Genomic DNA, 22105 nt, shown 5'->3' on the forward strand with positions numbered 1-22105 from the left:
CTACCGTTCCAGCCTTGTCCTTATCGACAGGCGAGGCATCGAGGTCCGACGCATCCGCCGTCTTGCCCTCCTGATCGACTGTGCCTGTCTTGGTGTCCGCTGCTTTTGGATCAGTCTTGGCGTCAGCCGCCTTTGAGGCATCTGCCTTCGGATCGGCAGCCTTTGTACTCGTCTTGTTGTCAGCGACCTTGTCAGTTGAAGCAGCTTTAGGATCAGCCTTTGCGGGTTCGGCCTTTACATCAGCCGCTTTGGCGTCCGCTGGCTTTCCAGTCTTGGTGTCCGCTGCTTTTGGATCGGTCTTGGCGTCAGCCGCCTTTGAGGCATCTGCCTTCGGATCGGCAGCCTTTGTATTCGTCTTGTTGTCAGCGACCTTGTCAGTTGAAGCAGCTTTAGGATCAGCCTTTGCGGGTTCGGCCTTTACATCAGCCGCCTTGGCGTCCGCTGGCTTTCCAGCCTTTGCGTCCGCTGTTTTCGGATCAGTTTTGGCGTCAGCCGCCTTTGAGGCATCTGCCTTGGGATCGGCAGCCTTTGTACTCGTCTTGTTGTCAGCGACCTTGTCAGTTGAAGCATCTTTAGGATCAGCCTTTGCGGGTTCGGCCTTTACATCAGCCGCCTTGGCGTCCGCTGGCTTTCCAGCCTTGGTGTCCGCTGCTTTTGGATCAGTCTTGGCGTCAGCCACCTTTGAGGCATCTGCCTTCGGATCGGCAGCCTTTGTATTCGCAGGCTTGGCAGCAGCCTTTTCATTTGCCGCGAAGGGTGTCACCTTTTGCGTTGCTGCGCCCTTTGCAGCGCCTGCAGATGCAGGCTGAGACCCGCCGGGGGCTACCTTGTTAGTGGAACTGGAAGGTGACTGTGCAGTTGACGAATTGGCTGCGGCTGCCTTCTTCTTCTCCTCATCAGCGGGCGGCGGTGGAGGCGTCTGTCCCCGAACAGGTGGACGCGCGGCTGCTGCATTCGAAACTGTGCTCATAACTGTCCCCTTTATATTTTGAATCTATAATGATTCAATATTATTGAGGGGGAGCATAGTCCTTGTTTGTGAAACTTTTAAGAGAATTATACTGAAGGTTTAACCAAAAAAAATCATCAAATCGCTGTTTCAATGGTACATTTTTCTGACAATAAGTCTTATTTTGCTGCCTTATGTATAGTCAAAATGATCAATACTCGCACCTATTCTTGGCATCCTAGAGTGGTGGTGCGCGCAATAATCTTTTAAATATCAGCAGCTTAGTTGCTGCATTGTTGCGTCGCAAAGTGAGCATAAAAGAAAAAACCCACTGAATTGCTTCAGCGGGTTTTACTATTCTAATTTAGAGTATTGATTCAGAATTCAACTGGGCGATCGCCGTTCTCATCCTGAATGCGAGTCGGCAGGCCGATCTTGTTCAGCAGGTTGATGAACGGCTTGGGCGGCAGTTCTTCCACATTGGCCATCTTGCGCACATCCCATTCGCCGGTTGCGATCAGCATCGCAGCGGCAACAGGCGGAACACCCGCAGTGTAGGAAATGCCCTGGCTGCCGACTTCGTTATAGGCTTCCTTGTGATCGGCGACGTTGTAGATGAAGACCGTCTTTTCCTTGCCGTCCTTCAGGCCCTTTACGTAATCGCCGATGCAGGTCTTGCCTTCATATTCAGGCGCCAGCGATGCCGGGTCTGGCAAGCAGGCTTTCACGACCTTGAGCGGTACGACTTCAGAACCATCCGCCAGCTTGACCGGCTGTTCGGAGAGCAGACCAATCGACTTCAGAACCGTGAAGACGTTGATGTAGTGATCGCCGAAACCCATCCAGAAGCGCACATCCGCGCCGTCCATGTTCTTGGCCAGCGAATGTACTTCATCATGGCCGCAGAGATAGGCTTTGCGCTTGCCCACGACCGGCAGATCATATTCCTTGCCGATCTCGAACATCTTGTTCACCTGCCACTGGCCCTTCTGCCAGGAGTAGACGACGCCGGTGAACTCACGGAAGTTGATTTCCGGATCGAAGTTCGTGGCGAAATACTTGCCGTGGCTGCCCGCATTGATGTCGACGATATCGACATCCGTGACCTTGTCGAGATATTCGTCCTTGGCGAGCTTGGCATAGGCGTTGACCACGCCCGGATCGAAGCCTGCGCCGAGGATGGCGGTAATGCCTTTCTCCTCGCATTCAGCGGCACGCTTCCACTCGTAATTGCCATACCACGGCGGTGTTTCGCAGATCTTGTTCGGCTCTTCATGGATCGCGGTATCGATGTAGGCGGCACCCGTATCCATGCAGGCGCGCAGAACCGACATGTTGAGGAAGGCTGTGCCGACATTGATGACGATCTCGACGCCAAGCTGCTTGATCAGGGCCTTCGTTGCCTCGATATCGAGAGCGTTCAAGGCATGGGCTTCCAGAACGCCCGGCTGCTTCATGGCCTTCTTTTCATGCACGCTGGCGATGATGGCATCACACTTCGACTTGGTGCGCGAAGCAATGTGAATATCGCCCAGCACGTCGTTGTTCTGTGCGCACTTGTGCGCCACGACCTGCGCGACGCCCCCGGCGCCGATGATGAGCACGTTCTTTCTCATGATGGGGACCAACTCCTTAAGTCCAATCGTCAGAGACCTTCCTGAGGAATTTCAGGAAAGGCTTTGTTCGTAGTCCGTGTAAGAAAATTCACGGACCGTCCTGAGGCTGCCATCCAGTTCCCGGATGGCGATTGCCGGCATTTTCACGCCGTTAAACCAGTTTTTCTTGACCATCGTGTAACCGGCTGCATCCTGAATGGAGATCCGGTCGCCAATGTTCAGCTCATTCGGAAAATCGAACTCGCCAAAAATATCGCCGGCCAGGCAGGACTTGCCGCAGACCATGTAACGATGCGGTCCCTGGTTGGGGGAAACCTTCGCGTTTTCACGATAGATCAGTAGATCCAGCATGTGCGCTTCGATGGATGAATCCACCACGACAAGGTTCTTGCCGTTGTAAAGCTTGTCGAGCACGGTGACTTCCAGCGTGGTCGATTTCGTGATCGAAGCCTCACCGGGCTCCAGATAGACCTGAACGCCGAATTCGCCGGAGAAACGCTTCAGGCGTTCCGCAAACTGCTCCAGCGGATAGTCCGGCCCCGTGAAGTGAATGCCGCCGCCAAGGCTCACCCACTCCGCTTTCTTCAAAAGCGGCGCAAACTTTCCTTCGATCTGGCCAAGCATCTTGTCGAAGAGGTCGAAATTGCCGTTCTCGCAATTGTTATGGATCATGAAGCCCGAAATCAGGTCCATGACCGGTTCGACTTCCTTCACATTCCATTCGCCGAGCCGCGAGAAGGGGCGGGCAGGGTCTGCCAGATCGAAGGTTGAGGAGGAAACGCCGGGATTGAGCCGCAGACCACGAATGATGCCGGAGGACTGCTTCTCAAAGCGCTGCAGCTGGCCGACCGTGTTGAAGATGATCTTGTCAGCGTGGCTGACCACTTCGTCGATCTCGTAATCGGCATAGGCCACGGAATAGGCATGCGTTTCCTTGCCGAAGCGCTCATGGCCCAGGCGCACCTCGTTCAGCGAGGACGAGGTGGTGCCGTCCATGTAATCGCGCATGAAGTCGAAAACCGACCAGGTGGCGAAACATTTCAGCGCCAGCAACGCCTTGGCGCCGGAGAGTTCGCGGAGCTTTGCAATCTTCTCCATGTTCTGAAGAAGCTTTGATTTATCGATGAGATAATAAGGTGTCTGGATCAAGGCTCTATCCTTCGTGAACCCAGCCGTTTCCGGCGGAAGTGAACGGGACGCCCCGAATTGCGTCGAGGGGGGCTTATGCAAAAGGGGGGCAGAAGGCAAGAGGCAAAGCCGATTGTGACAACGAGAGTTCGAATTTCCTTTCAAAACACGGTATGGCTCCCGCCGTCGGCGGTGCTTCGCCACAGTACCCGTTTGCGCGGGGCTGCCCTTGCTGCCGCACGCCAATTGTTGTTTCTGGATCGTCATTCGCCTTAATTCCGGGTCTCCTCATGCTGAAAGATTTCTCTCCCCAGGCCATGGTCATGGGTCTGCTCGTTGCGTTTGTCGGTTTCATCAGTTCCTTCGCCGTCATCATGCAAGGGCTTACAGCTATGGGTGCGCAACCGGATGAGGTTGCGTCGGCGCTGCTTGTTCTGTCGGTTCTGATGGGGCTTCTTGGAATATTGCTGCCACTGTGGCGGCGAATGCCGATCAGCTGCGCCTGGTCCACGCCCGGCGCGGCGCTTCTCGCCAATGTCGGAGCCATAGAGGGCGGCTTTTCAGCCGCGGTGGGCGCTTTCCTCCTGTGTGCGGTTCTGATTATCCTGTCCGGGCTGTTTTCGCCGCTGGGCCGCGCCATGCGCAAGATACCCGCTTCTCTGGCCAATGCCATGCTGGCGGGCATTCTTCTCGGTCTCTGTCTTGCGCCGGTCAAGGCGGTCGCGTTCAATCCCTGGCTGGGGCTGCCCATCGTGGGCGCATGGATGATCGTGCTGATGTGGAAGCGGCTCTGGGCCGTGCCGGCGGCCTTGGGGGCTTTCGTGCTTGTCCTGGTTTTTGGCGTCGATCTGCCGCCGGATCTGATGAGCCAGCTTGCGGGTTCCATTCATCCCACGCTGGTCCCCGTCATCCCGACCTTTACCTGGCATGCCTTCATTTCGATTGCCGTTCCACTTTTCATCGTGACCATGGCGTCGCAAAACATTCCGGGTATCGCTATCCTGAAGGTCTATGGCTACGAGCCGCCGGCGGGGCCGCTTTTCGTGGCGACGGGCATATTTTCGGCAATCGGTGCCCTGTTTGGCGCAGTGCCAGTGAACCTTGCTGCGATTACGGCCGCCATGTGCGCCAGCGAGGAGGCCCATCCCGATCCCAAAAGACGGTATTGGGCTGCGATCATAGGCGGAGTTGGCTATATTCTGCTTGGCCTGCTTGCTTCCGCAATCATTGCCTTTGTCGCTCTCTCGCCGCCGATCCTGTTGCAGGCGGTGGCAGGTCTGGCGCTGATCGGCGCCTTTTCGAACTCGGCGCAGGCCGCTTTTCGAGATGCAGCTTCGCGCGAGGCGGCGGCGGTAACCTTTCTCGTCACGGCCTCAGGCACGGCATTTCTCGGCGTTTCAGGTGCTTTCTGGGGCGTGGTCGCGGGTATGGCCATGCTGGGGCTGTTGAAATTCGTCAGGTTTAGCGCATGAGGCAGATTCGGATCCGCGCAATCATTTTTATGATGGTCGCTTGCCTGTTCGGCTTCCTATTCTACACGCGCTACTGGATCTGGCGGGATTGCATTGCGGCGTCAGAATCCAGTTGTCGTTTGCCTGATGGCAGTAACGTAACCAGTGGCGGGATGGTGTGGGGTTTGATGGCGATTGGTTTTCTGGCCGCTGCTATCCATGCTGAAATCAGGCGGCGATAGAGCATTTACCTGAGAAAAGCGTGTCGCGGTTTTCCGTCTGGAAATGGGTAAATACAAAGAGTTAGGGCGGTTCAGAGTTTCCGGGAAACAGTGAGCCGCCCTAGGCACGTCTTGCGCTTTGGCATCATGAAATTTTGATGGCTTTATGTCAGGCTGCGAAACGCACTTGCACGATCTCACTTCCCACGTTATTCCTCACCGCATGACGAAAAACGGCGCAACCATTGCTGGGACGGAAACGACGGCCTTTCACAAGGCTGGTTTCGTTGCGTCGGCGCCAAACTCGCTTCTTCTCCTCGGCCTTATCCGCGGTTGCCGGGTCCGTTGAGGAGCGCCCGGCGGCCGAAAGAGCCTGCCGGCAAGAGCTCCTCGCACAAAATCCCCAGTTGAAAACCGAAAGCCTCAAACGAGGTCTTGATCCATCGTCGTGACGCTGTAACAGGCCAGAAGCCAAAGCGCCGATGCTGGATGCGAAGGAGAGATGAAGATGGACGCCAAGATTTCCACAACCACGCAGTCTGCAACCTCTGCCAAGGGTATGGCCGATGCCGCCCGCAAATATCGCCCTTATCCGCAGATCAATATTCCTGACCGGACCTGGCCGTCCAAGGTGATCGACAAGGCCCCCATCTGGTGCTCCGTCGATTTGCGCGATGGCAATCAGTCACTGGTCAACCCCATGGGGCATGATCGCAAGGCGCGTATGTTCAAGCTGTTGCTGGACATGGGTTTCAAGGAGATCGAAATCGGCTTTCCGTCCGCCTCGCAGACGGATTTCGACTTTGCCCGCTGGTGCGTGGAAGAGGGCGGTGTGCCCCAGGATGTATCTCTGCAGGTGCTGGTTCAGTGCCGCCCGGAGCTGATCACCCGCACCTTTGAGGCGCTGGAAGGGGCTCATAAGCCCATCATCCATTTCTATAACTCCACTTCTGAACTGCAACGCCGCGTGGTTTTCGGCAAGGATGTCGGCGGCATCAAGCAGATCGCGGTCGATGCGGCCAAGATGATCACCGATATGGCCGCGAAGGCAGGCGGCGGCTATCGCTTTGAATATTCGCCGGAAAGCTTCACCGGCACCGAGCTGGAAGTGGCGCTGGAAATCTGCAACGCAGTGATCGCGGAAGTGAAGCCGACGGCGGATAACAAGCTGATCCTGAACCTGCCGTCGACGGTCGAAATGTCCACGCCCAACATCTATGCCGACCAGATCGAATGGATGTGCCGCAACATCGATAATCGTGAGAATGTCATCATCTCGCTGCACCCGCATAACGACCGGGGCACGGGTATTGCCGCAACCGAGCTGGGCTTGATGGCAGGCGCCGACCGCGTGGAGGGCACTCTGTTCGGCAATGGCGAGCGGACCGGCAATGTGGATGTCGTGACGCTGGCCTTGAACATGTACACCCAGGGCGTCGATCCGGAGCTGGATTGCACGGATATCGAGCGGATCAAGGCCATCTACGAATATTCTAACGAAATGGTCATTCCGGAGCGCCATCCTTATGTGGGCGAGCTGGTCTATACCGCCTTCTCCGGCTCGCACCAGGACGCGATCAACAAGGGCATGAAGGCAATCAAATCGGCCAATTCGCCGCTGTGGGAAGTGCCTTATCTGCCCATCGACCCGCAGGATGTGGGCCGCACCTACGAGGCAATCATCCGCATCAATTCGCAATCGGGCAAGGGCGGTATCGCCTATATTCTGCAGCAGGATTACGGCATCAACCTGCCACGTAACCTGCAGGTGGAGTTCCGCGAAGACATTCAGCGCATTACCGATGAGGAAGGCAAGGAACTTCCCTCCAAGCGCATCTATGAACGCTTCATCGAGCGCTATGTCGATCAGCCGGAAGGTCGCATCAAGTTCGTCGATCACCACACCTACCCGGCCGGATTGGATGAGAAGGGAATCCGCGTCGTTTCAGCGGAAATCACCGATAATGGTGAGACGAAAAAGATCGAAGGCAAGGGCACTGGCCCCATCGATGGATTCATCAATGCGCTGTCTATCTATCTCGGGGTAGAACTCTCGGTCGCCGATTATTCGGAGCACTCGCTGCAACATGGTTCCAACGCCGCCGCCATCGCCTATGTCGAGGTGGAGCATGCCGACGGGAAATTGTTCGGCGTTGGCATCAACAAGAATATCGTTGCGGCCTCGCTTGAAGCCATCGTTTCTGCTGCAAACCGGGTGAGCGGCAAGTAATTGCCGGTATTCTGTAAATGATTGGATAGCCTCTTCCCGAGTTGGGAAGGGGCTTTCCTTGGTCAACGTGACGTCAAAATATCTGCCAGAACCGCATCGATCCGTTTGTCCTGCATCTGCGCCACGTTGAAACGCATGAGATTGGCAGCATTCTGCGAGAGGCTGAACACATTGCCGGGGGCGAGCACAATGCCGTGCGCGAGAGCCGCCTGCGCCAACTCGGCGGCATCCACGCCGCCCGGTAGCGAACACCAGAGATAGAAGCCGCCGCGTGGGCGCAGCAACGGGCGAATTCCCAAGGCTTCAAGCCTTTTGCCGAGATCCTGTCTGGCGTGCGCCAGTTTGCGGCGCAGTTCCTCCATGTGCTTGCGGTAGCCGCCGCTGGTCAGAACATGGGCGATAATCTCTGCCGCAACCGGGCTTGGTCCACCAAAATTCGTGGCAATCTGTAGATCGACCAGGCCCTCGATCCACTCCTGACGGGCGGCGATAAAGCCGCAGCGGATGGAAGCGGAAAGCGCCTTTGAGAAACTGCCAATGCGAATGACCTGGTTGAGGCCATCCAGGGCGGCCAGGCGAGGTGAAGGCTCCGGCTCGAAATCTGCAAAGATATCGTCTTCGATGATCGTCACTTGATGTTGGCTGGCAAGTGTCAGCACCCGATGGGCGACCTGTGGGGAAAGCGTCGCGCCCGTCGGGTTATGCAGCGCTGAATTGGTGATGTAGAGGCGAGGGCGGTGCTGGCTGATTACGGCCTCGAATTCACTCGGATCCGGGCCGCTTTGCGTGTAGCGCACGCTGACAAGATTGACCTGATGTGCCTTGAGCAGCGCCTGGAAGTTGAAATAGCAGGGGTCGTCGATCAGCACCGTATCGCCGTTGCGCAACAGATACCGACAGATCAGATCGAGCGCCTGCGTCCCGGTATTCGTCAGCATCACCTGTTCCGGGCTGGCGGATATGCCTTCCTCCGAAAAACGGGACAGCAGCAAGCGCCGGAGCGTCGGCGAACCCCGGCTATTGCCATAATCGGTCATAATGCCAGTTTGCGTTCGTGCAACGGCACGCATGGCACGGCTCAAGGCAGCCTGCGGCATCCAGTCCGGCGGCAGCCATCCGCAGCCGGGGCGTAAGACAGTCTCGGCAGCATCCAGAGACTGGCGCGAAACCCAGAAGGGATCAATGGCGCGTGCTTCCGGTGTTTGTGCCTTCATCAAGGTCAGCGGCTGCAACACTGCATTTGAAACATAGAAGCCCGAGCCGGGCCGCGCTTGAATAGTGCCCTCCGCGACCAGTCGCTCATAGGCATCCACCACCGTTGCGGGGGAAAGCTTCATACTGCCCGCCAGCGCCCGCACCGAGGGCAGGCGATCGCCAGGCAGGAGCGAACGCTGCGCAATCCGCTCGCGAATTGTGTTCATCACCCGGTCCCGGCGGCTTGGGCTTTTGGTCAGATCCATTTGTATCGCTCAATGCACCAATACAGTTTTGCGTAACTGTATCGCTCTGTGCCTGTCTCTGCCAAGCGGCTTTTCCTATAGAACCACCAGAAAGAGAGGAACGATGAAGCTTTCGGTCGATGCCTGGCTCAGCGGTTTTGCGGGCGTGGTCATATTCAGCGGGTCTTTGCCTGCCACCCGCGCTGCGGTGGTGGATTTCTCGCCACTCTTTCTCACATCGGCGCGTGCAGTGATTGCTGCCAGCCTTGCCGCCGCCATGCTGGCGATGTTTGCCGATCAGCGTCCGGCGCGCGCCGATATTCTGCCACTCTGTGTTGTTGCTCTCGGTGTTGTGGTTGGTTTTCCGCTTCTCACCGCACTTGCGCTACAAACGATCACCTCTGCGCGATCTACGGTTTTCATCGGGCTTCTGCCTTTGGCGACAGCGCTCTTCGGCGTGCTTCGCGGTGGTGAACGTCCAAAGCGCCTGTTCTGGATATTCTCGTGCCTGGGAAGTGCTGCAGTGACAGGCTTTGCGGCACAATCCGGCGGCTTTTCGGGCGGAATGGGCGATCCGTTGATGCTGGCGGCGATCATTGTGTGTGGCTTAGGGTATGCGGAAGGGGCGCGTCTCTCCCGCCGCTTGGGTGGTTGGCAAGTCATCTGCTGGTCGCTTCTGATTGCGTCACCATTCATGCTCGCCTTGGCGCTTGCCTGCCTGCCGCAGCAATGGTCGAGCATTGGTTCCGGGGCCTGGGTGGGCCTCGCCTATGTGTCCGTCTTCAGCATGTTGATTGGTTTTGTGTTCTGGTATCGCGGGCTGGCGTTAGGCGGCATTGCCGCTATCGGACAGCTGCAATTGCTGCAACCCTTCTTCGGGCTTTTGCTTGCGGCCCTGCTTCTGGGCGAGCCGGTAAGCTCTGCGATGCTGATCGTGACGCTGGCTGTGGTGGCGTGCGTGGCGGCAGCACGAAAGTTTGCCCGGTAAGCTGGTCAGATGATGCCAGCAACCTTCGTGGCGAGCGATTCCAGAAAAGCATCGGAGGAGGGGCCGGTCAGCACGTAGCTGGCCTGCATTCCCTGCCACGTTACCATGCCGATATCGTCGCGAATGATTTCGCGCATATCCTGATCCTGCATGGGGGCGATGAACTTGGTGAAGGCGATGGATATGACTTCTCCATCGCGATTCTGGTAGATCAGCTGGCCGACGGGGCGGCCACCGGCGGAAAACAGCCGTGCACCCTGAAATGTCAGATGTTCGCTGGTCAGATCCGGAATGCGGAAGGAGAGGCCGGTGGTTGCCATGAGCCACTCGACGATATGGGCGGATTCCGCTGCCGGAACCTCGACCAGATGCCGCGACTGGCGGGAAAACAGCCTGTAGTGGGAAGCCACGTCATCCAGCCATGCCTTGGCCGGATCGCCAGCCATGTCTGCATACGTCACCATATGAGAAGGTGCGCCCAGCATATAGCCGGCCGCGGCCCCCATCGCGAACATGATCAGGCAGGACGAGGCCACCAGCCGATAGGTTGGGCGGATCTTCTGGCGAACGATTTCCTGCTTGGGAAAACGCAGTGCGCGCCGGCCTTCCTGGGCTGTCTTGATGCCGCGCACCAATCCGAGCGAAACCGGCTCTTTCAACATAGCGTCGAACGCGGCCCGCCCGTGCTCATTCGCCCGGTTGAGTTGCTCTGCCGTATCCCGGGCCTGCGCATCTTCCGCCAGAAGGGCCGATAATGCGGCTTTCTCCTGCGTGCTGACTTCATTGTCCATCAGGGCGGACAGGCGGGCGTCAAGGCTCATCTGGCGAATTTGATCTGTCATCGCGCCTTTCGCTCCGCATTTATGGGCATGAGGATGGCCAGCTCGCGGCGTGCGGCGAGAAGCGTCTCGGCAATACTGTCTTCGGTTGTTGCCATCACTGCTGCAGCCTCGCGATAGCTCAAGCCTTCGACGGCGCAAAGAAGGAAAGCCGCTGCCAGTTCGGCGGAAAGGGCAACAGGCATGCCGGATGCCGCGCTTGCAGGGGCGGCAGTCGCGCCGCGAAGGGCTGCCGCACTCTCGCAGGATGGTTTCTTCTTGCGAATATCCGTACGCCAGAGGGTGCAGGTCGCGCCAAACAGACGCAGATCCAGCCGATCTTCCCCGTCCTGGAAAGGAGCCTTTAAAAGCGCGTGTTCGCAAACTTTGGAGACAAGTTCGTCAGCCCGCGCAGTATTTTGTGTAAGCACAAGCGCAAACCGACGAAGCCTTGGTAGCAGCGCCACCAGGTCTCGCTTCATGTCAGAACTGTTCGACCTTGCGTCCATGAATCCGTTAGGCTTCGATTCGTTCAATGGGTTAAATCTGATTGTTCATTCAACCAGACGGGCCTTTCGCCAGGCTGGCTTAGGGTGGGTACTCAATCATTCTGCTGGCATTGCGTTATAGCTCAAGCTCCAGCGGCGGCGGTTCCGGCAAAGCCTCCGGTGACCCGTATAGAACGCGCCTCTGTTCGCGCGCAATTCCATCCGCAGTCGGCGTCAGCCCAAATCGATCGCATGCCAGATTCCAGGCCCCAGGCTGGCCGGACAATGTGAAGAAATTATAGGCGGCTGGCGGTTTATGTCCGCCCGGCCCCTGTGAGGCGGAGGCAATACCCACCACCGGCACGTTGCCGTGGTGCGTTTTCAATTGATACAGCGTGTTGAGATGGGTGTGGCCATGCAGGATCAGTTCTGCGCCACCTGTTGAAATGGCGGCGGTAAAGCGGCGTATTCCCAGCATCCTCTTGTGCGAAGCGGCTGCGCCGCGAATGGGCGGATGATGGATGAGCACCACCCGGAACAGCCCTTCTTCTCCAGCCTTGCGCAACAGATTGACGGTCTCTCGAGCCTGGCGCGCGCTGAACAGGCCGCTGGCTGAGAAGGGCAATGTGGCATTGGAGGTTGAGCAGCCGATAATGGCAATGGGGCCCCGCCGCCGATAGGTGGGGAAAATGTGCTCTTCATCGGGCCACTCGGCTGGATCGTCGTCACCGGCGATGAAGGGATACCATTCCTTGACGGAACGGTCATGCGCGCCCGGTACATAGGCATCGTGATTGCCGGGAACCACAGTCGTATCCAGCGGGTTGCCGATGCTCCGAAGCCATTCGCCCGCGAGCTTGATTTCGATGGAGGTCGCAAGATTGACGAGATCTCCCGTCACCATCAGGTGCTCCGGTTCCTTCAGGCGCATGTCGCTGAGCAGAAGATCCAGTGTGTTCACCAGCAAGTGCTTGCGCCGGTTGCGGTGCCAGTTAATAAAGCCGGTGATGCGCTTGGATGCCAGTTCGCGCACGGTGAGGCGAGGAAGTGGACCAAGATGAACATCGGAAATGTGCGCGAACGTATACATTCGTCGAGACATAGAGTGAGACAGCCGGAGGGGCAACCCGCATGAGCAGCGAAGGTATCCCCGAAATCAGCGGCATCCGGACGCGGGTGATGGTTTTCGTCCTGCACAAGCTTTTTGCCTTCACCCGAGGAATGACACTCGGCGTGCGCGCGGCCTGTTTCGATTCTGAAGGACGCGTCTTTCTGGTGCGCCATTCCTATGTTCCGGGCTGGTATATGCCGGGTGGCGGCGTGGAGCGTGGAGAAACGGCGGGTGCCGCGCTGGTGAAGGAGTTGCGGGAAGAGGGCAATCTTGACATTCAGGGAGAGCCTGAGCTTTTCGGGATCTACCAGAACCGCAATGCCAGCAAGCGCGATCACGTGGTTTTCTACCGCGTGAACGTTACGCAGGTCGCGCCGCGCGCACCGGATCGTGAAATTGCCGAAAGCGGGTTCTTTTCGCTCGATGCCTTGCCGCAGGATGTGACCGGGGCAACGCTGCGGCGCTTGAAGGAGCTTTCAGGCGCCGCGCCCAAGGCCGAGCACTGGTAGGAGATCAGCCCCGTCCGTGCGGGGCCTCCAGGTCCAGAGCAGGCCCGAGCGGCACAATGCCGGTGGGATTGATGGTCTTGTGGCTGCGATAGTAGTGGTGCTTGATGTGGCGGAGGTTGACCGTCTCAGCTACGCCCGGATGCTGGTAAAGTTCACGCAGATAGCCGCTGAGACTGGGGTAATCCGCAATGCGGCGAATATTGCATTTGAAATGGCCGACATAGACCGCATCGAACCGCACAAGCGTGGTGAATAGCCGCCAATCGGCCTCGGTCATCTGCTTGCCCACCAGATAGCGTGAGCCTCCAAGCCGCTCATCCAGCATATCCAGTGTTTCGAACAGCTTTTGCACATTCTCGTCATAGGCTTGCTGAGTGGTGGCAAAGCCTGCCTTGTAGACACCGTTATTGACCGTGTCATAGACGAGTGCATTCACCCGATCGATCTCCTCGCGCAGGTCTGGCGGATAGAAATCCACCTTTGAGCCGGTCAGGGCGTCGAAGGCGGAATTGAACATGCGGATGATATCCGCCGATTCGTTTGAAACGATGGTGTTCTTCTGCTTGTCCCACAGCACAGGCACCGTCACGCGGCCCGTATAGGTCGGGTTTGCGCGGGTATAGAACTGCCACAAGGCCTCTGATCCGAAGAGATGGTCTTCGGTTGCATCCTCATCGTCTGTCGGGCGGAATTCCCAGCCTTTGTCGAGCATAAGCGGATGAACCACCGAGACGCCGATGAGATCTTCCAGTTGCTTGAGTTTGCGGAAAATCAGCGTCCGATGCGCCCAGGGACAGGCGAGCGAAACATAGAGGTGGTAGCGATCGGCTTCTGCCCTGAAGCCGCCTTCACCCGTGGGGCCAGCTTCGCCATTCGGCGTGACCCAGTTGCGGAACCTGGACTGATCGCGCTTGAAATGGCCGCCCGTCGATTTTGTATCGTACCATACATCCTGCCATTGTCCGTCTACCAGCATCCCCATGGGGCATCCTTCCCTGTCTTCATTCCTTATATGTTTGACAAGAAATAAGGCCGTGTGCGAGTTCCGCAATGTTGACGCTGTGTTTTCGATAGACGGCGCAATTTTTTACTGATAATGCAAATTTCAAGTTTGAGGATTTTTGCCGATGGCCAGCACCCGGACACTGCGACGACGTTGATTGAACTGCTTGGGCACCTTGCGGTGTCGTTCACAATGCCGTTGTCTGTTTCCTTGCCTGGTCTCGCTGCTCATGAACAAGCATGAACTTGTCTACCTCACTGAAGATGCTTCCCACGACGACATCATTGAACTGATTAATGCCGAAGCCTTTGGGCCTGGCCGGTTCACCAAGTCTTCCGCCCGTATTCGCGAACAGGGCCCGCATGATCGCTCGCTCTCCTTCATCTGTGCCGATGATGGGGAAACGATTGCTTCCGTGCGGATGACGCCGGTGCGGGCAGGGGGCGTGGATGGACATCTTCTTGGTCCGCTTGCGGTTCGTCCTTCTCACAAGAATAGGGGCATCGGCCGCGAATTGGTGCGGATTGCCGTGGAAGCGGCGCGGCGCAAGGGCTCCGAAGCTGTCATTCTGGTGGGAGATCCGCCCTATTACATGCCGCTCGGCTTCGAGAAAGTGGCCTATAACGCACTGACTTTCCCCGGGCCGACAGATCCCGGCAGGATACTGGTCGTTCCCATGGCTGAAGGCGTGCATGAGCGGTTGAAAGGCGAAATTGCCTGGCAGGCATGGGTGCCGCCAATGACTGTGGCATTGGCGGCTGAGTAAAAAGCGCCTCTCAGTCTTTGTTCAAAACGTCTTGCTGAGCCAATGAATGTGGTGGCCGCCGGTAAAGGGGCCATGCTTGCCGATGATCTTGTAGCCGTATTTCAGATAGGCTTGCAGGGCATCCGGATTCATGGTGTCGATATAGGCGCCGATGCAATGGCGTTTTCTGGCTTCGTTTTCCGCCATGGTCAGCAGCCTGCCAGCCAGCCCATGGCCACGATTTTCTTCCGGTATGAACAGAAGTTGCACGTAAAGCCAGCCGCGGGCCGTCCAGCCAATGAGACCGCCGGTCATCTTGCCCTCTTCATCCTGCAGGCTGATGGCCAGTTCCTTCTTCTCGCTCTCGCCGAAGCGGGCATTGTTGTAAGCGATGAGCGGACCGCGCACGGCCTCTTCCATTTCCGGCGTGTAGTGGTCGGTGAGAACCAGTCGGAAGGTCATTATCGTCCTTCTCTCCACCACATTGCGGAAACCGCCAGCAGCAGTGCGGCAAGGCCGGCAAAGCCTGCGAAAAGCGGTGTCGTATCGATCCCCTTCAACACGGTTTCATCGGTCATGCGAATGACCATGCGGTTAGGGTCATTGATGCGAACTTCGCCGCGCACGGGAACGATATCCGGGATGGTGATGCTGTCGCCATTCGCAACGCGGCTGATGAGACCGCGCGTTTTCTGGGCATAGGGGGCGAGCACTTCGCCGGTGGAAATCATCGCCTGAAACTCCGGCGCATCGACATTGCCGATATGCACCAGCGTGGAAAGATCGCCGTTGCGCACTTCGAAGAGGCCGGTCTCATCCATCCGCTTTTCAATGCGGTAAAGGCCGGGGCCTGCTGCCGTGAAGGGCACGGTCTCCGTTTTGCCGGATGGGTAGCGAATGGTGGCCGGGCCGGGATCGTCGCCAATGGTCTGGCGTGTTGCCTCCAGTGTGCGGCCAAGCGCGCGTGCTGTCAGCGCCTCTTCCTCCAGTTCCGGTTCCTTCATCAGCCAATGGGCGATGCGGCGATAGAGCGAGACATGCGGCCCGCCGCCTTCAAAGCCACGCGCCCACAGCCAGCCCTGATCGGACAGCAAGGTTGCGATACGGCCTTCACCTCTGCGGTTCAACACCAGCAACGGACGGTTGCCATCGCCCACCATCACGGTCTGTCCCTGCGGCTGTTCCACATCCACCGTGCGGAACCAGCGTCCCCACGCCGGTGGTTCGCTGCCGGAGCCATCCAGCCCGCGCGTCACAGGATGCTTCTTGCCTTCCTCGGAAAGGCGCGGAAAGAACGGCGCATTGTGCACACCGCCGCTGGGAAGCGCGGGAAGAACCGTGGAAAGCGGCGTCCAGGCAATCGAGGAATCACCTGCATATTCCGGCCCGGCCGCCACCAGAAGCGCCCCGCCTTTTTCCACATATTGCGCGATGTAATCGTAATAGAGCATCGGCAAAATCGGAGTCACACCAAGGTTTTGGTAGCGATCGAGGATAATCAGGTCGAAGTCGTTGATCTTCTCGATGAAGAGTTCGCGGGTCGGAAATGCGATGAGCGACAGCTCGTTAATCGGCGTGCCATCCTGCTTGAAGCTGGGACGCAGGATTGTGAAATGCACGAGATCGACGGATGCATCCGACTTCAACAGGTTTCGCCAGGCACGCTCCCCGGCATGCGGTTCGCCCGAAACCAGCAGAACGCGCAGATTCTGGCGAATGCCATCAATGATGTGGACGGCGCGGTTGTTGGCAGCGCTGACTTCCCCGGCCAGTTCCGGCACGGAAAGCTCCATGATGTTGTTTCCACCGCGTGGAACGGTGAAACGCAACGGAACCGGCGTTCCGGGTGTTGCCTGAACGGTAGCGATGACCTCACCGTTCATTTTAACGGTGACGGGAGCCGCGCCGCCGGGAGAGGGGCCTTCATCCACTACCCTGAGCGTAATTTCCTGATCTTCGCCGACAATGCCAAAGCGCGGAGCTTTCACCACCTGGATGCGCCTGTCGAACTCGCCCTGACGGCCGGTGATCAGTCCGTGGATCGGCGCGTTGAAGCCGAGATCCTGATTGGTGCCCGGCATGTCATGGATTTGCCCATCGGTCAGGAAGATGGCTCCACCCACCCGGCTGGGGGGAACATCGGAGATCGACGCGCCCAACGCTGACCAGAGCCGGGTCGATGGGGTCTCCGCTTCCTTATCCTGCACCTCGACAATGCGCGGTTCGATGCGGGGAAAGCGTGACAGCTTGTCGGTCAATGCCTGCAAGGCCTGATCCGTCTGGCGTGCGCGTTCGGGGATTTCCTGGCTCTGCGAGCGATCCACGACGACGGGGATAATCGTGGACAGCGGCTCGCGGTTTTCCTGCGTCAGCGTGGGGTTGGTCAGCGCCAGCAGCAGGATGGCGAGCGCAAGGCCGCGCAGCAGCGAGCCGCGCAAACTCCGCCATAAGGCAAGCAGGATCAGCGCCGCGGCGAAGACGGAAAGACCGATCAGAACGGGCCAGGGCAAAAATGGAGCAAACTGCAAACTCATGGCAAGACCTTCCTTACTGGCCCAGCCGCTGCAGCAGATCCGGCACGTGTACCTGGTCCGCCTTGTAGTTTCCCGTCAGCATATACATCATGATGTTCACGCCAGCACGATAGGCATATTCCCGCTGCATTTCATCGGAAGGAACCGTGGGCAGCATGGGCACGCCATTGGCATCAACCGCCCATGCGCCTGCCAGATCGTTTGCTGTGATGAGAATAGGGCTAACGCCGTCACCGGATGAGGAGAGAGGCCTATCCGGATTGCGTGCTTCCTGGCGTGCCTCAACCCACATGGGGCTGCCGGAATAGCGGCCGGGAAAGCTGGAAAGCAGGTAGAAAGCGCGCGTCAGGATGTGATCGGCGGGGGCAGGTTCCAGCGAGGGAATGTCCACATTGGCCAGAATTTCCTGCAAGCGCTGGCCATTGGCCGTCACGGAGCCACCTTCCAGAGACGAGATCTGGTCGCGGGTATCGAAGAGAACCGTGCCGCCATTGCGCATATAGGCATCGATCCGCGAAATGGCCGCAGGACTTGGCATGGGCGCCGTTGCGGAAATCGGCCAATATATCATCGGATAGAAGGAAAGTTCATCCTTCGAAATGTCGACACCCACCGGCGCACCGGGTTCCAGCGCTGTTCGATAGGTCAGGAACTGCGTCAGTCCTTCGAGACCTGCCTCGGAAATACGATCGACGTCCGCCTCCCCGGTAATGACATAGGCGAGGTGCGTGGTATCCAGTCGCTCCATGGCCTGTTCATCGCCGGGCCTGCTGTCAGCGGCCTGCACTGGCGGCGCACCGAATACCACGGGGAGCGCAAGCAGCCCGAGCCCGATGGCTGCCGCTGCGCCCCGGCGCGGAAGTCTTGAGAAAGCACCGTTCAGGAACAGAACCACAAGGCTATCCAGAAGCAGGAGGCCGAGCGCGATCATGAAGAGTGCGGGACGCAATGAAACCGCCTCGCGACCGACCAGACCTTCCCGCACAATGGCCAGATTCGGTGCCGTCGCCGAGAAGGGCTCGAGCTTAGCGTCGGCAGGTAGGAGATTGACGGCAGAGAAGCCTTCCTCGCTGCCATAGAGGCCGGGCGGATGGTCTATGGAGGCAGTGGCAACCTGTCCGTTGGCAAGTGTCAGTGGCTTGGCGGCTCCCACCTGGGTGGTGAGAGCACCCTGCGCGTTCAGCAGCCTGTAGGGCGCAAGCGCGGCAGCGGCTTCCCCACCCTTGCCAGCCGGCTGGGCGCCGCCTGCGCGGGCAAGCTGGGTCAAGCGCCGCAGCATTTCCACGAAGGAGCCGGAAAGCGGTAGATCGGACCAGGTGGCTTCGGCACTGACATGGAAAAGCACGATGCGACCCGCATTCACATCCCTTGTCGTTACCAGCGGCGTGCCATCGGCGAGACTGGCCCATGTGCGCTCCGCAAGATCAGGGGATGGCTCTGCCAGCACCTGTCTCTTGATCGTCACATCCTGCGCACGCGCCATGCCCGCAAAGGGACCGAAGGAGGGGAAGTCCGCAAGCGGTTGCGGCTCTGCCCAGGAAAGCGCCCCGCCCAGGGCGCGTTCACCCCGGCGCAGATTGACAGGCACCAGCGGGTCATCCGTCGGAGCGGCGGCAAGACGTGGTCCGGCAAACCGGATCAGCAGGCCGCCACGCGCCAGCCAGCGTTGCAGCGGCTCATAGGTTTCCGCAGGCAATCGGCCAATATCGGCCATCACAATGGCGGAAGGGTTGCTCGCCAGAATGTCCGGCAGCGAGGTGGCAAGATCGGCGCTCTTGGGCTCGATGACATCCGCATAGGGCTGCAGCGCGCGGCTGATGTAATAGAGCGGCTGGAGCAGCGGCTGCATTTCGCTGCCGCTATCGCCTGACAGCAGCGCGACGCGGCGTCGCTTGAACCCGTCATCCAGCAGATGCACGGCACCCGCATTGGAGAGAGCCTGTACTGAGAGGCGAGCGAAATCGTTGCGAAGCTCAAAGGGCGCGGAAATCTCGGCACTTGCCGTGGCAGAGCCTGCCGGGAAATTCAGCGGCGCGGAAGCCAGCGAGCGACCTTGCTGATCGAGCGCGTCCACGGTCAGCGATTGGGCGGCGCTGCGCGAGAGGCGTTGCGCCGTCACCGTCATGGCGCCCGCATTGTTGACGGCCTGCGTCAGGGCCACCGCATTCTCACCCTCGCCGGATACGACGCGCAGATCCGCTGGCGAGAGGCTGGCAAGGTCAGACATCATGTCTCCGTCTTCCGGTGTGGCAATACCATCCGTCAGGAATACGACCGTACCGGGGCGATCTCCATTGAAGGCCTCGACAATGGCTTCCGCGGCGGAAAGCCTCTGGGCGGGAAGCGGCTTAGGTTCTGCGGCGGCCAGTTTCTCCCGTGCGCTTGCGGCGCTGCCCGGCACGGCATCATGCGTGGCATCGGCAGTAAAGACGATGGATACGGGCAGATCGGCCTGATCGGCATCGTCAATCAGCATCTGCGCCGTCTCGACGCGTCGTTCCCAATCATTTGCCGTCGCCCAGCTGTTATCGATCATCAGGGTGAGAGGCCCCCCGGTGGCGAGCGAGCCGGTGCGCGGATTGAGGATGGGATTGGCAATGGCAAAAATGAGCGCAGCCGCCATCAGAATGCGCAGAAGCGTCAACCACCAGGGGCTCTGGGCCGGTGTTTCCTGCCGCTTGAGCACGCGGGCTAGGATGGCAAGCGGCGGAAAAACTTCCGCGCGCGGCCTCGGCGGGGTCAGCCGCAGCAGCCACCAGATGGCGGGCAGCACGACCAGGGCAACCAGAATAAAGGGGCTGGCGAAGGCAAAGGCGCTCATCGGTGCCCTCCGGCAAGGCGGGGCGGATTGCCCGATAGATAGCCATGAACAGCCGCCAGCGCTTCAGAGGCAAGGCTGTCAGTGCGGTGGAACATGAAGCTCCAGCCCATCTGCCGCAGAGATTGACCGAGCGCTTCCCGCCGCGCCAGATAGGCCCGCTGGTAATCTTCCCGTAGCGTTTCGGCGCGACCGGCGGTCAGCTTCTCTCCCGTTTCAGGATCGGAAAATTCCGTGCGGCCGCTATAGGGGAAGGTTTCTTCGGCCGGATCGGCAATCTCGATCACGTGTCCGCGCAGGCTACGGCGGGCAAGCGGGCCGAGGCGTTCCATGATCCTGTCCGTATCGTCCAGAAAATCGCCAATCAACACGATATCGCTTGCGCCCCGGATCATGGAAGTCTCCGGCAGGCCCTCCGTGGAGGGGGCATGAATGAGGGCCGTGGCCAAACGCTCTGCCGCGTTGCGGGCAGAGACCGGCTCCATGACGCCTGGACAACCGATTCGCTCGCCGGAGCGGGCCAGGATTTCCGCCAGAGCCAGCATCAGCACAAGCGCCCGGCTTTCCTTGGAGACCGAGCCATAGGTGGACTTGAACATCATGGAGGGCGAAAGATCCGCCCATAGCCAGACGGTGTGCGCCGCTTCCCACTCGCGATCGCGCACATAGGTATGATCGTCGCGCGCCGAGCGGCGCCAATCGATGCGGGCCAGGTTTTCGCCTTCCGTATAGGGACGGAATTGCCAGAAATTTTCGCCAATGCCGCGTTTGCGGCGTCCATGCCAGCCGGAAATCACCGTATTGGCGATGCGACGTGCCTCCACCATGCAATCGGGAACCAGGGCTGCCCGTTGCCGGGCGCGCGCCAGTGCCTCAGTGCTCGATGTCTGCGAAACGATCTGGCCTATGGATGCCACGCCTGCTCCTTGTTCGCCGGATGGTCTAGCCGAAGCTGCCGGTTCAGCCGTTCAATTGTCTGACGAGACCGCCAATCACATCCCGCACCGACATGCCCTCCGCACGGGCGGAGAAGGTGAGTGCCATACGGTGTTGAAGCACCGGTTCCGCCAGCGCGTGAACGTCATCCACCGAAGGCGCAAGACGGCCCTCATAGAGGGCGCGGGCGCGGGCGCACAACATCAGTGCCTGACCTGCACGTGGACCGGGGCCCCATGCCACATGGCGGTCGGTATCGGCATTGCCCTGACCCGGGCGCGCGGAGCGCACGAGCGAAAGGATCGCATCGACCACGCGGTCGCTCACCGGCATCTGACGGATCAGCATCTGGATTTCCTGAAGGCGGTTCCCTTCCAGAACACGCCGCGGCTTGGTTTCGGCAATTCCGGTGGTGTCGAGAAGGATCTGCCGTTCTGCCGCGAGGTCCGGATAGAGCACATCCACCTGCAACAGGAAGCGATCGAGCTGTGCTTCGGGAAGCGGATAGGTGCCTTCCTGTTCAAGCGGGTTCTGCGTCGCAAGCACGTGGAAGGGTGAGGGAAGGTCGTAACGCTGCCCTGCCACGGTGATGTGGTATTCCTGCATGGATTGCAGCAGGGCGGACTGTGTGCGCGGGGATGCGCGGTTGATTTCATCGGCCATGAGCAACTGGGCAAAGACCGGACCCTTCACAAAGCGGAAGGAGCGCTTGCCGTGCTCGTCCTGATCCATGACTTCGGTGCCGAGAATATCGGAGGGCATGAGGTCCGGGGTGAACTGGATGCGGCTTGCATCCAGCCCGAGAACGGTGCCGAGCGTGGTGACGAGCTTGGTCTTGGCAAGGCCGGGTACGCCGACCAGCAAGGCGTGGCCGCCAGAAAGCACCGCGACCAGCGTTTTCTCGACCACATCCTGTTGCCCGAAAATAACCTTGGACACTTCGTCGCGAACGGCGGCAATATCGGTCAACGCCTTTTCCGCAGCGGCAACCATGGCCTTCTCATCGAGGGGAGTGTCGGTGGAAGTCATGACGCCCATTTCAGTCTCCATCGGTTGCTCTCTGCGGCGCCCTTGGCTTTGGCAAGAATCGCCATGAACAATTGTGTGCATCGTCCAGTTCA

General features: G+C 59.0%; 18 protein-coding genes. 5 read left to right on the top strand and 13 right to left on the bottom strand.

What is annotated here, in order from left to right:
- From ACFSE1_RS19200 to ACFSE1_RS19210, 3 genes are all read right to left on the bottom strand, one after another.
- A partial coding sequence (locus ACFSE1_RS19200; protein WP_377405206.1) for a prolipoprotein diacylglyceryl transferase occupies window positions 1-970 on the bottom strand: 970 nt, incomplete at its 3' end.
- 356 nt (window positions 971-1326) lie between these two features.
- Window positions 1327-2565, bottom strand: a complete 1239-nt coding sequence (locus ACFSE1_RS19205) for a saccharopine dehydrogenase family protein (protein WP_377405209.1) — start codon at window positions 2563-2565, stop codon at window positions 1327-1329.
- A gap of 51 nt (window positions 2566-2616) precedes the next feature.
- On the bottom strand, window positions 2617-3714 hold the full coding sequence (locus ACFSE1_RS19210; RefSeq protein ID WP_377405212.1) for a carboxynorspermidine decarboxylase: 1098 nt from the start codon (window positions 3712-3714) through the stop codon (window positions 2617-2619).
- A 269-nt stretch (window positions 3715-3983) separates the two neighbouring features.
- Between ACFSE1_RS19210 and ACFSE1_RS19215 the strand changes: the two genes are divergently transcribed.
- Window positions 3984-5165, top strand: a complete 1182-nt coding sequence (locus tag ACFSE1_RS19215; RefSeq protein ID WP_377405215.1) for a benzoate/H(+) symporter BenE family transporter — start codon at window positions 3984-3986, stop codon at window positions 5163-5165.
- A gap of 708 nt (window positions 5166-5873) precedes the next feature.
- Complete coding sequence (leuA, locus tag ACFSE1_RS19220; RefSeq protein ID WP_377405218.1) at window positions 5874-7595, top strand: 2-isopropylmalate synthase; 1722 nt, start codon at window positions 5874-5876, stop codon at window positions 7593-7595.
- A gap of 62 nt (window positions 7596-7657) precedes the next feature.
- Here the strand turns inward: leuA and ACFSE1_RS19225 are convergent, their stop codons facing one another.
- Window positions 7658-9016, bottom strand: coding sequence for an aminotransferase-like domain-containing protein (locus tag ACFSE1_RS19225; RefSeq protein WP_377405221.1), 1359 nt, complete (start codon window positions 9014-9016; stop codon window positions 7658-7660).
- A gap of 142 nt (window positions 9017-9158) precedes the next feature.
- Here ACFSE1_RS19225 and ACFSE1_RS19230 point away from each other — a divergent pair, with 142 nt between their 5' ends.
- Entirely contained in the window at window positions 9159-10022 is an 864-nt protein-coding gene (locus ACFSE1_RS19230) for a DMT family transporter (protein WP_377405224.1), read from the top strand.
- 5 nt (window positions 10023-10027) lie between these two features.
- Here the strand turns inward: ACFSE1_RS19230 and ACFSE1_RS19235 are convergent, their stop codons facing one another.
- From ACFSE1_RS19235 to ACFSE1_RS19245, 3 genes are all read right to left on the bottom strand, one after another.
- Window positions 10028-10864 (bottom strand): anti-sigma factor, encoded by an 837-nt coding sequence (locus ACFSE1_RS19235; RefSeq protein WP_377405227.1) that lies wholly within the window; start codon window positions 10862-10864, stop codon window positions 10028-10030.
- Window positions 10861-11349, bottom strand: coding sequence for a sigma factor-like helix-turn-helix DNA-binding protein (locus ACFSE1_RS19240; RefSeq protein ID WP_377405230.1), 489 nt, complete (start codon window positions 11347-11349; stop codon window positions 10861-10863). Before ACFSE1_RS19240 ends, ACFSE1_RS19235 begins: the two co-directional genes overlap by 4 nt.
- A 115-nt stretch (window positions 11350-11464) precedes the next feature.
- Entirely contained in the window at window positions 11465-12418 is a 954-nt protein-coding gene (locus ACFSE1_RS19245) for a metallophosphoesterase family protein (RefSeq protein WP_377405233.1), read from the bottom strand.
- Between the two features lie 41 nt (window positions 12419-12459).
- On the opposite strand from ACFSE1_RS19245, the gene ACFSE1_RS19250 reads away from it, so the two are divergent.
- A complete protein-coding gene (locus tag ACFSE1_RS19250; protein ID WP_377405236.1) occupies window positions 12460-12948 on the top strand; it encodes an NUDIX domain-containing protein in 489 nt (162 codons plus the stop codon).
- A 4-nt stretch (window positions 12949-12952) separates the two neighbouring features.
- Here ACFSE1_RS19250 and ACFSE1_RS19255 read toward each other — a convergent pair whose 3' ends face one another.
- Window positions 12953-13930 carry a glutathione S-transferase family protein gene (locus ACFSE1_RS19255; RefSeq protein WP_377405239.1) on the bottom strand — a complete coding sequence of 326 codons (978 nt, stop codon included), beginning with the start codon at window positions 13928-13930 and terminating at the stop codon, window positions 12953-12955.
- A 187-nt stretch (window positions 13931-14117) separates the two neighbouring features.
- Here ACFSE1_RS19255 and ACFSE1_RS19260 point away from each other — a divergent pair, with 187 nt between their 5' ends.
- On the top strand, window positions 14118-14717 hold the full coding sequence (locus ACFSE1_RS19260; protein ID WP_377405242.1) for a GNAT family N-acetyltransferase: 600 nt from the start codon (window positions 14118-14120) through the stop codon (window positions 14715-14717).
- Between the two features lie 21 nt (window positions 14718-14738).
- On the opposite strand, the gene ACFSE1_RS19265 is transcribed toward ACFSE1_RS19260, so the two are convergent.
- From ACFSE1_RS19265 to ACFSE1_RS19285, 5 genes are read right to left on the bottom strand one after another with little or no spacing between them, the layout of a single operon-like run.
- Entirely contained in the window at window positions 14739-15158 is a 420-nt protein-coding gene (locus tag ACFSE1_RS19265; protein WP_377405244.1) for a GNAT family N-acetyltransferase, read from the bottom strand.
- A complete protein-coding gene (locus ACFSE1_RS19270; RefSeq protein ID WP_377405247.1) occupies window positions 15158-17230 on the bottom strand; it encodes a hypothetical protein in 2073 nt (690 codons plus the stop codon). Before ACFSE1_RS19270 ends, ACFSE1_RS19265 begins: the two co-directional genes overlap by 1 nt.
- Window positions 17231-17243: 13 nt before the next feature.
- Window positions 17244-20051 carry a DUF4159 domain-containing protein gene (locus ACFSE1_RS19275; protein WP_377405250.1) on the bottom strand — a complete coding sequence of 936 codons (2808 nt, stop codon included), beginning with the start codon at window positions 20049-20051 and terminating at the stop codon, window positions 17244-17246.
- Window positions 20048-20965, bottom strand: coding sequence for a DUF58 domain-containing protein (locus ACFSE1_RS19280; RefSeq protein ID WP_377405252.1), 918 nt, complete (start codon window positions 20963-20965; stop codon window positions 20048-20050). Before ACFSE1_RS19280 ends, ACFSE1_RS19275 begins: the two co-directional genes overlap by 4 nt.
- A 43-nt stretch (window positions 20966-21008) precedes the next feature.
- Window positions 21009-22022, bottom strand: coding sequence for an AAA family ATPase (locus tag ACFSE1_RS19285; protein WP_377405254.1), 1014 nt, complete (start codon window positions 22020-22022; stop codon window positions 21009-21011).
- Window positions 22023-22105 lie beyond the last annotated feature (83 nt).

Origin of the sequence: Affinirhizobium helianthi, assembly GCF_042680945.1 — a bacterium.
GTDB classification, from domain to species: Bacteria; Pseudomonadota; Alphaproteobacteria; order Rhizobiales; family Rhizobiaceae; genus Neorhizobium; species Neorhizobium helianthi.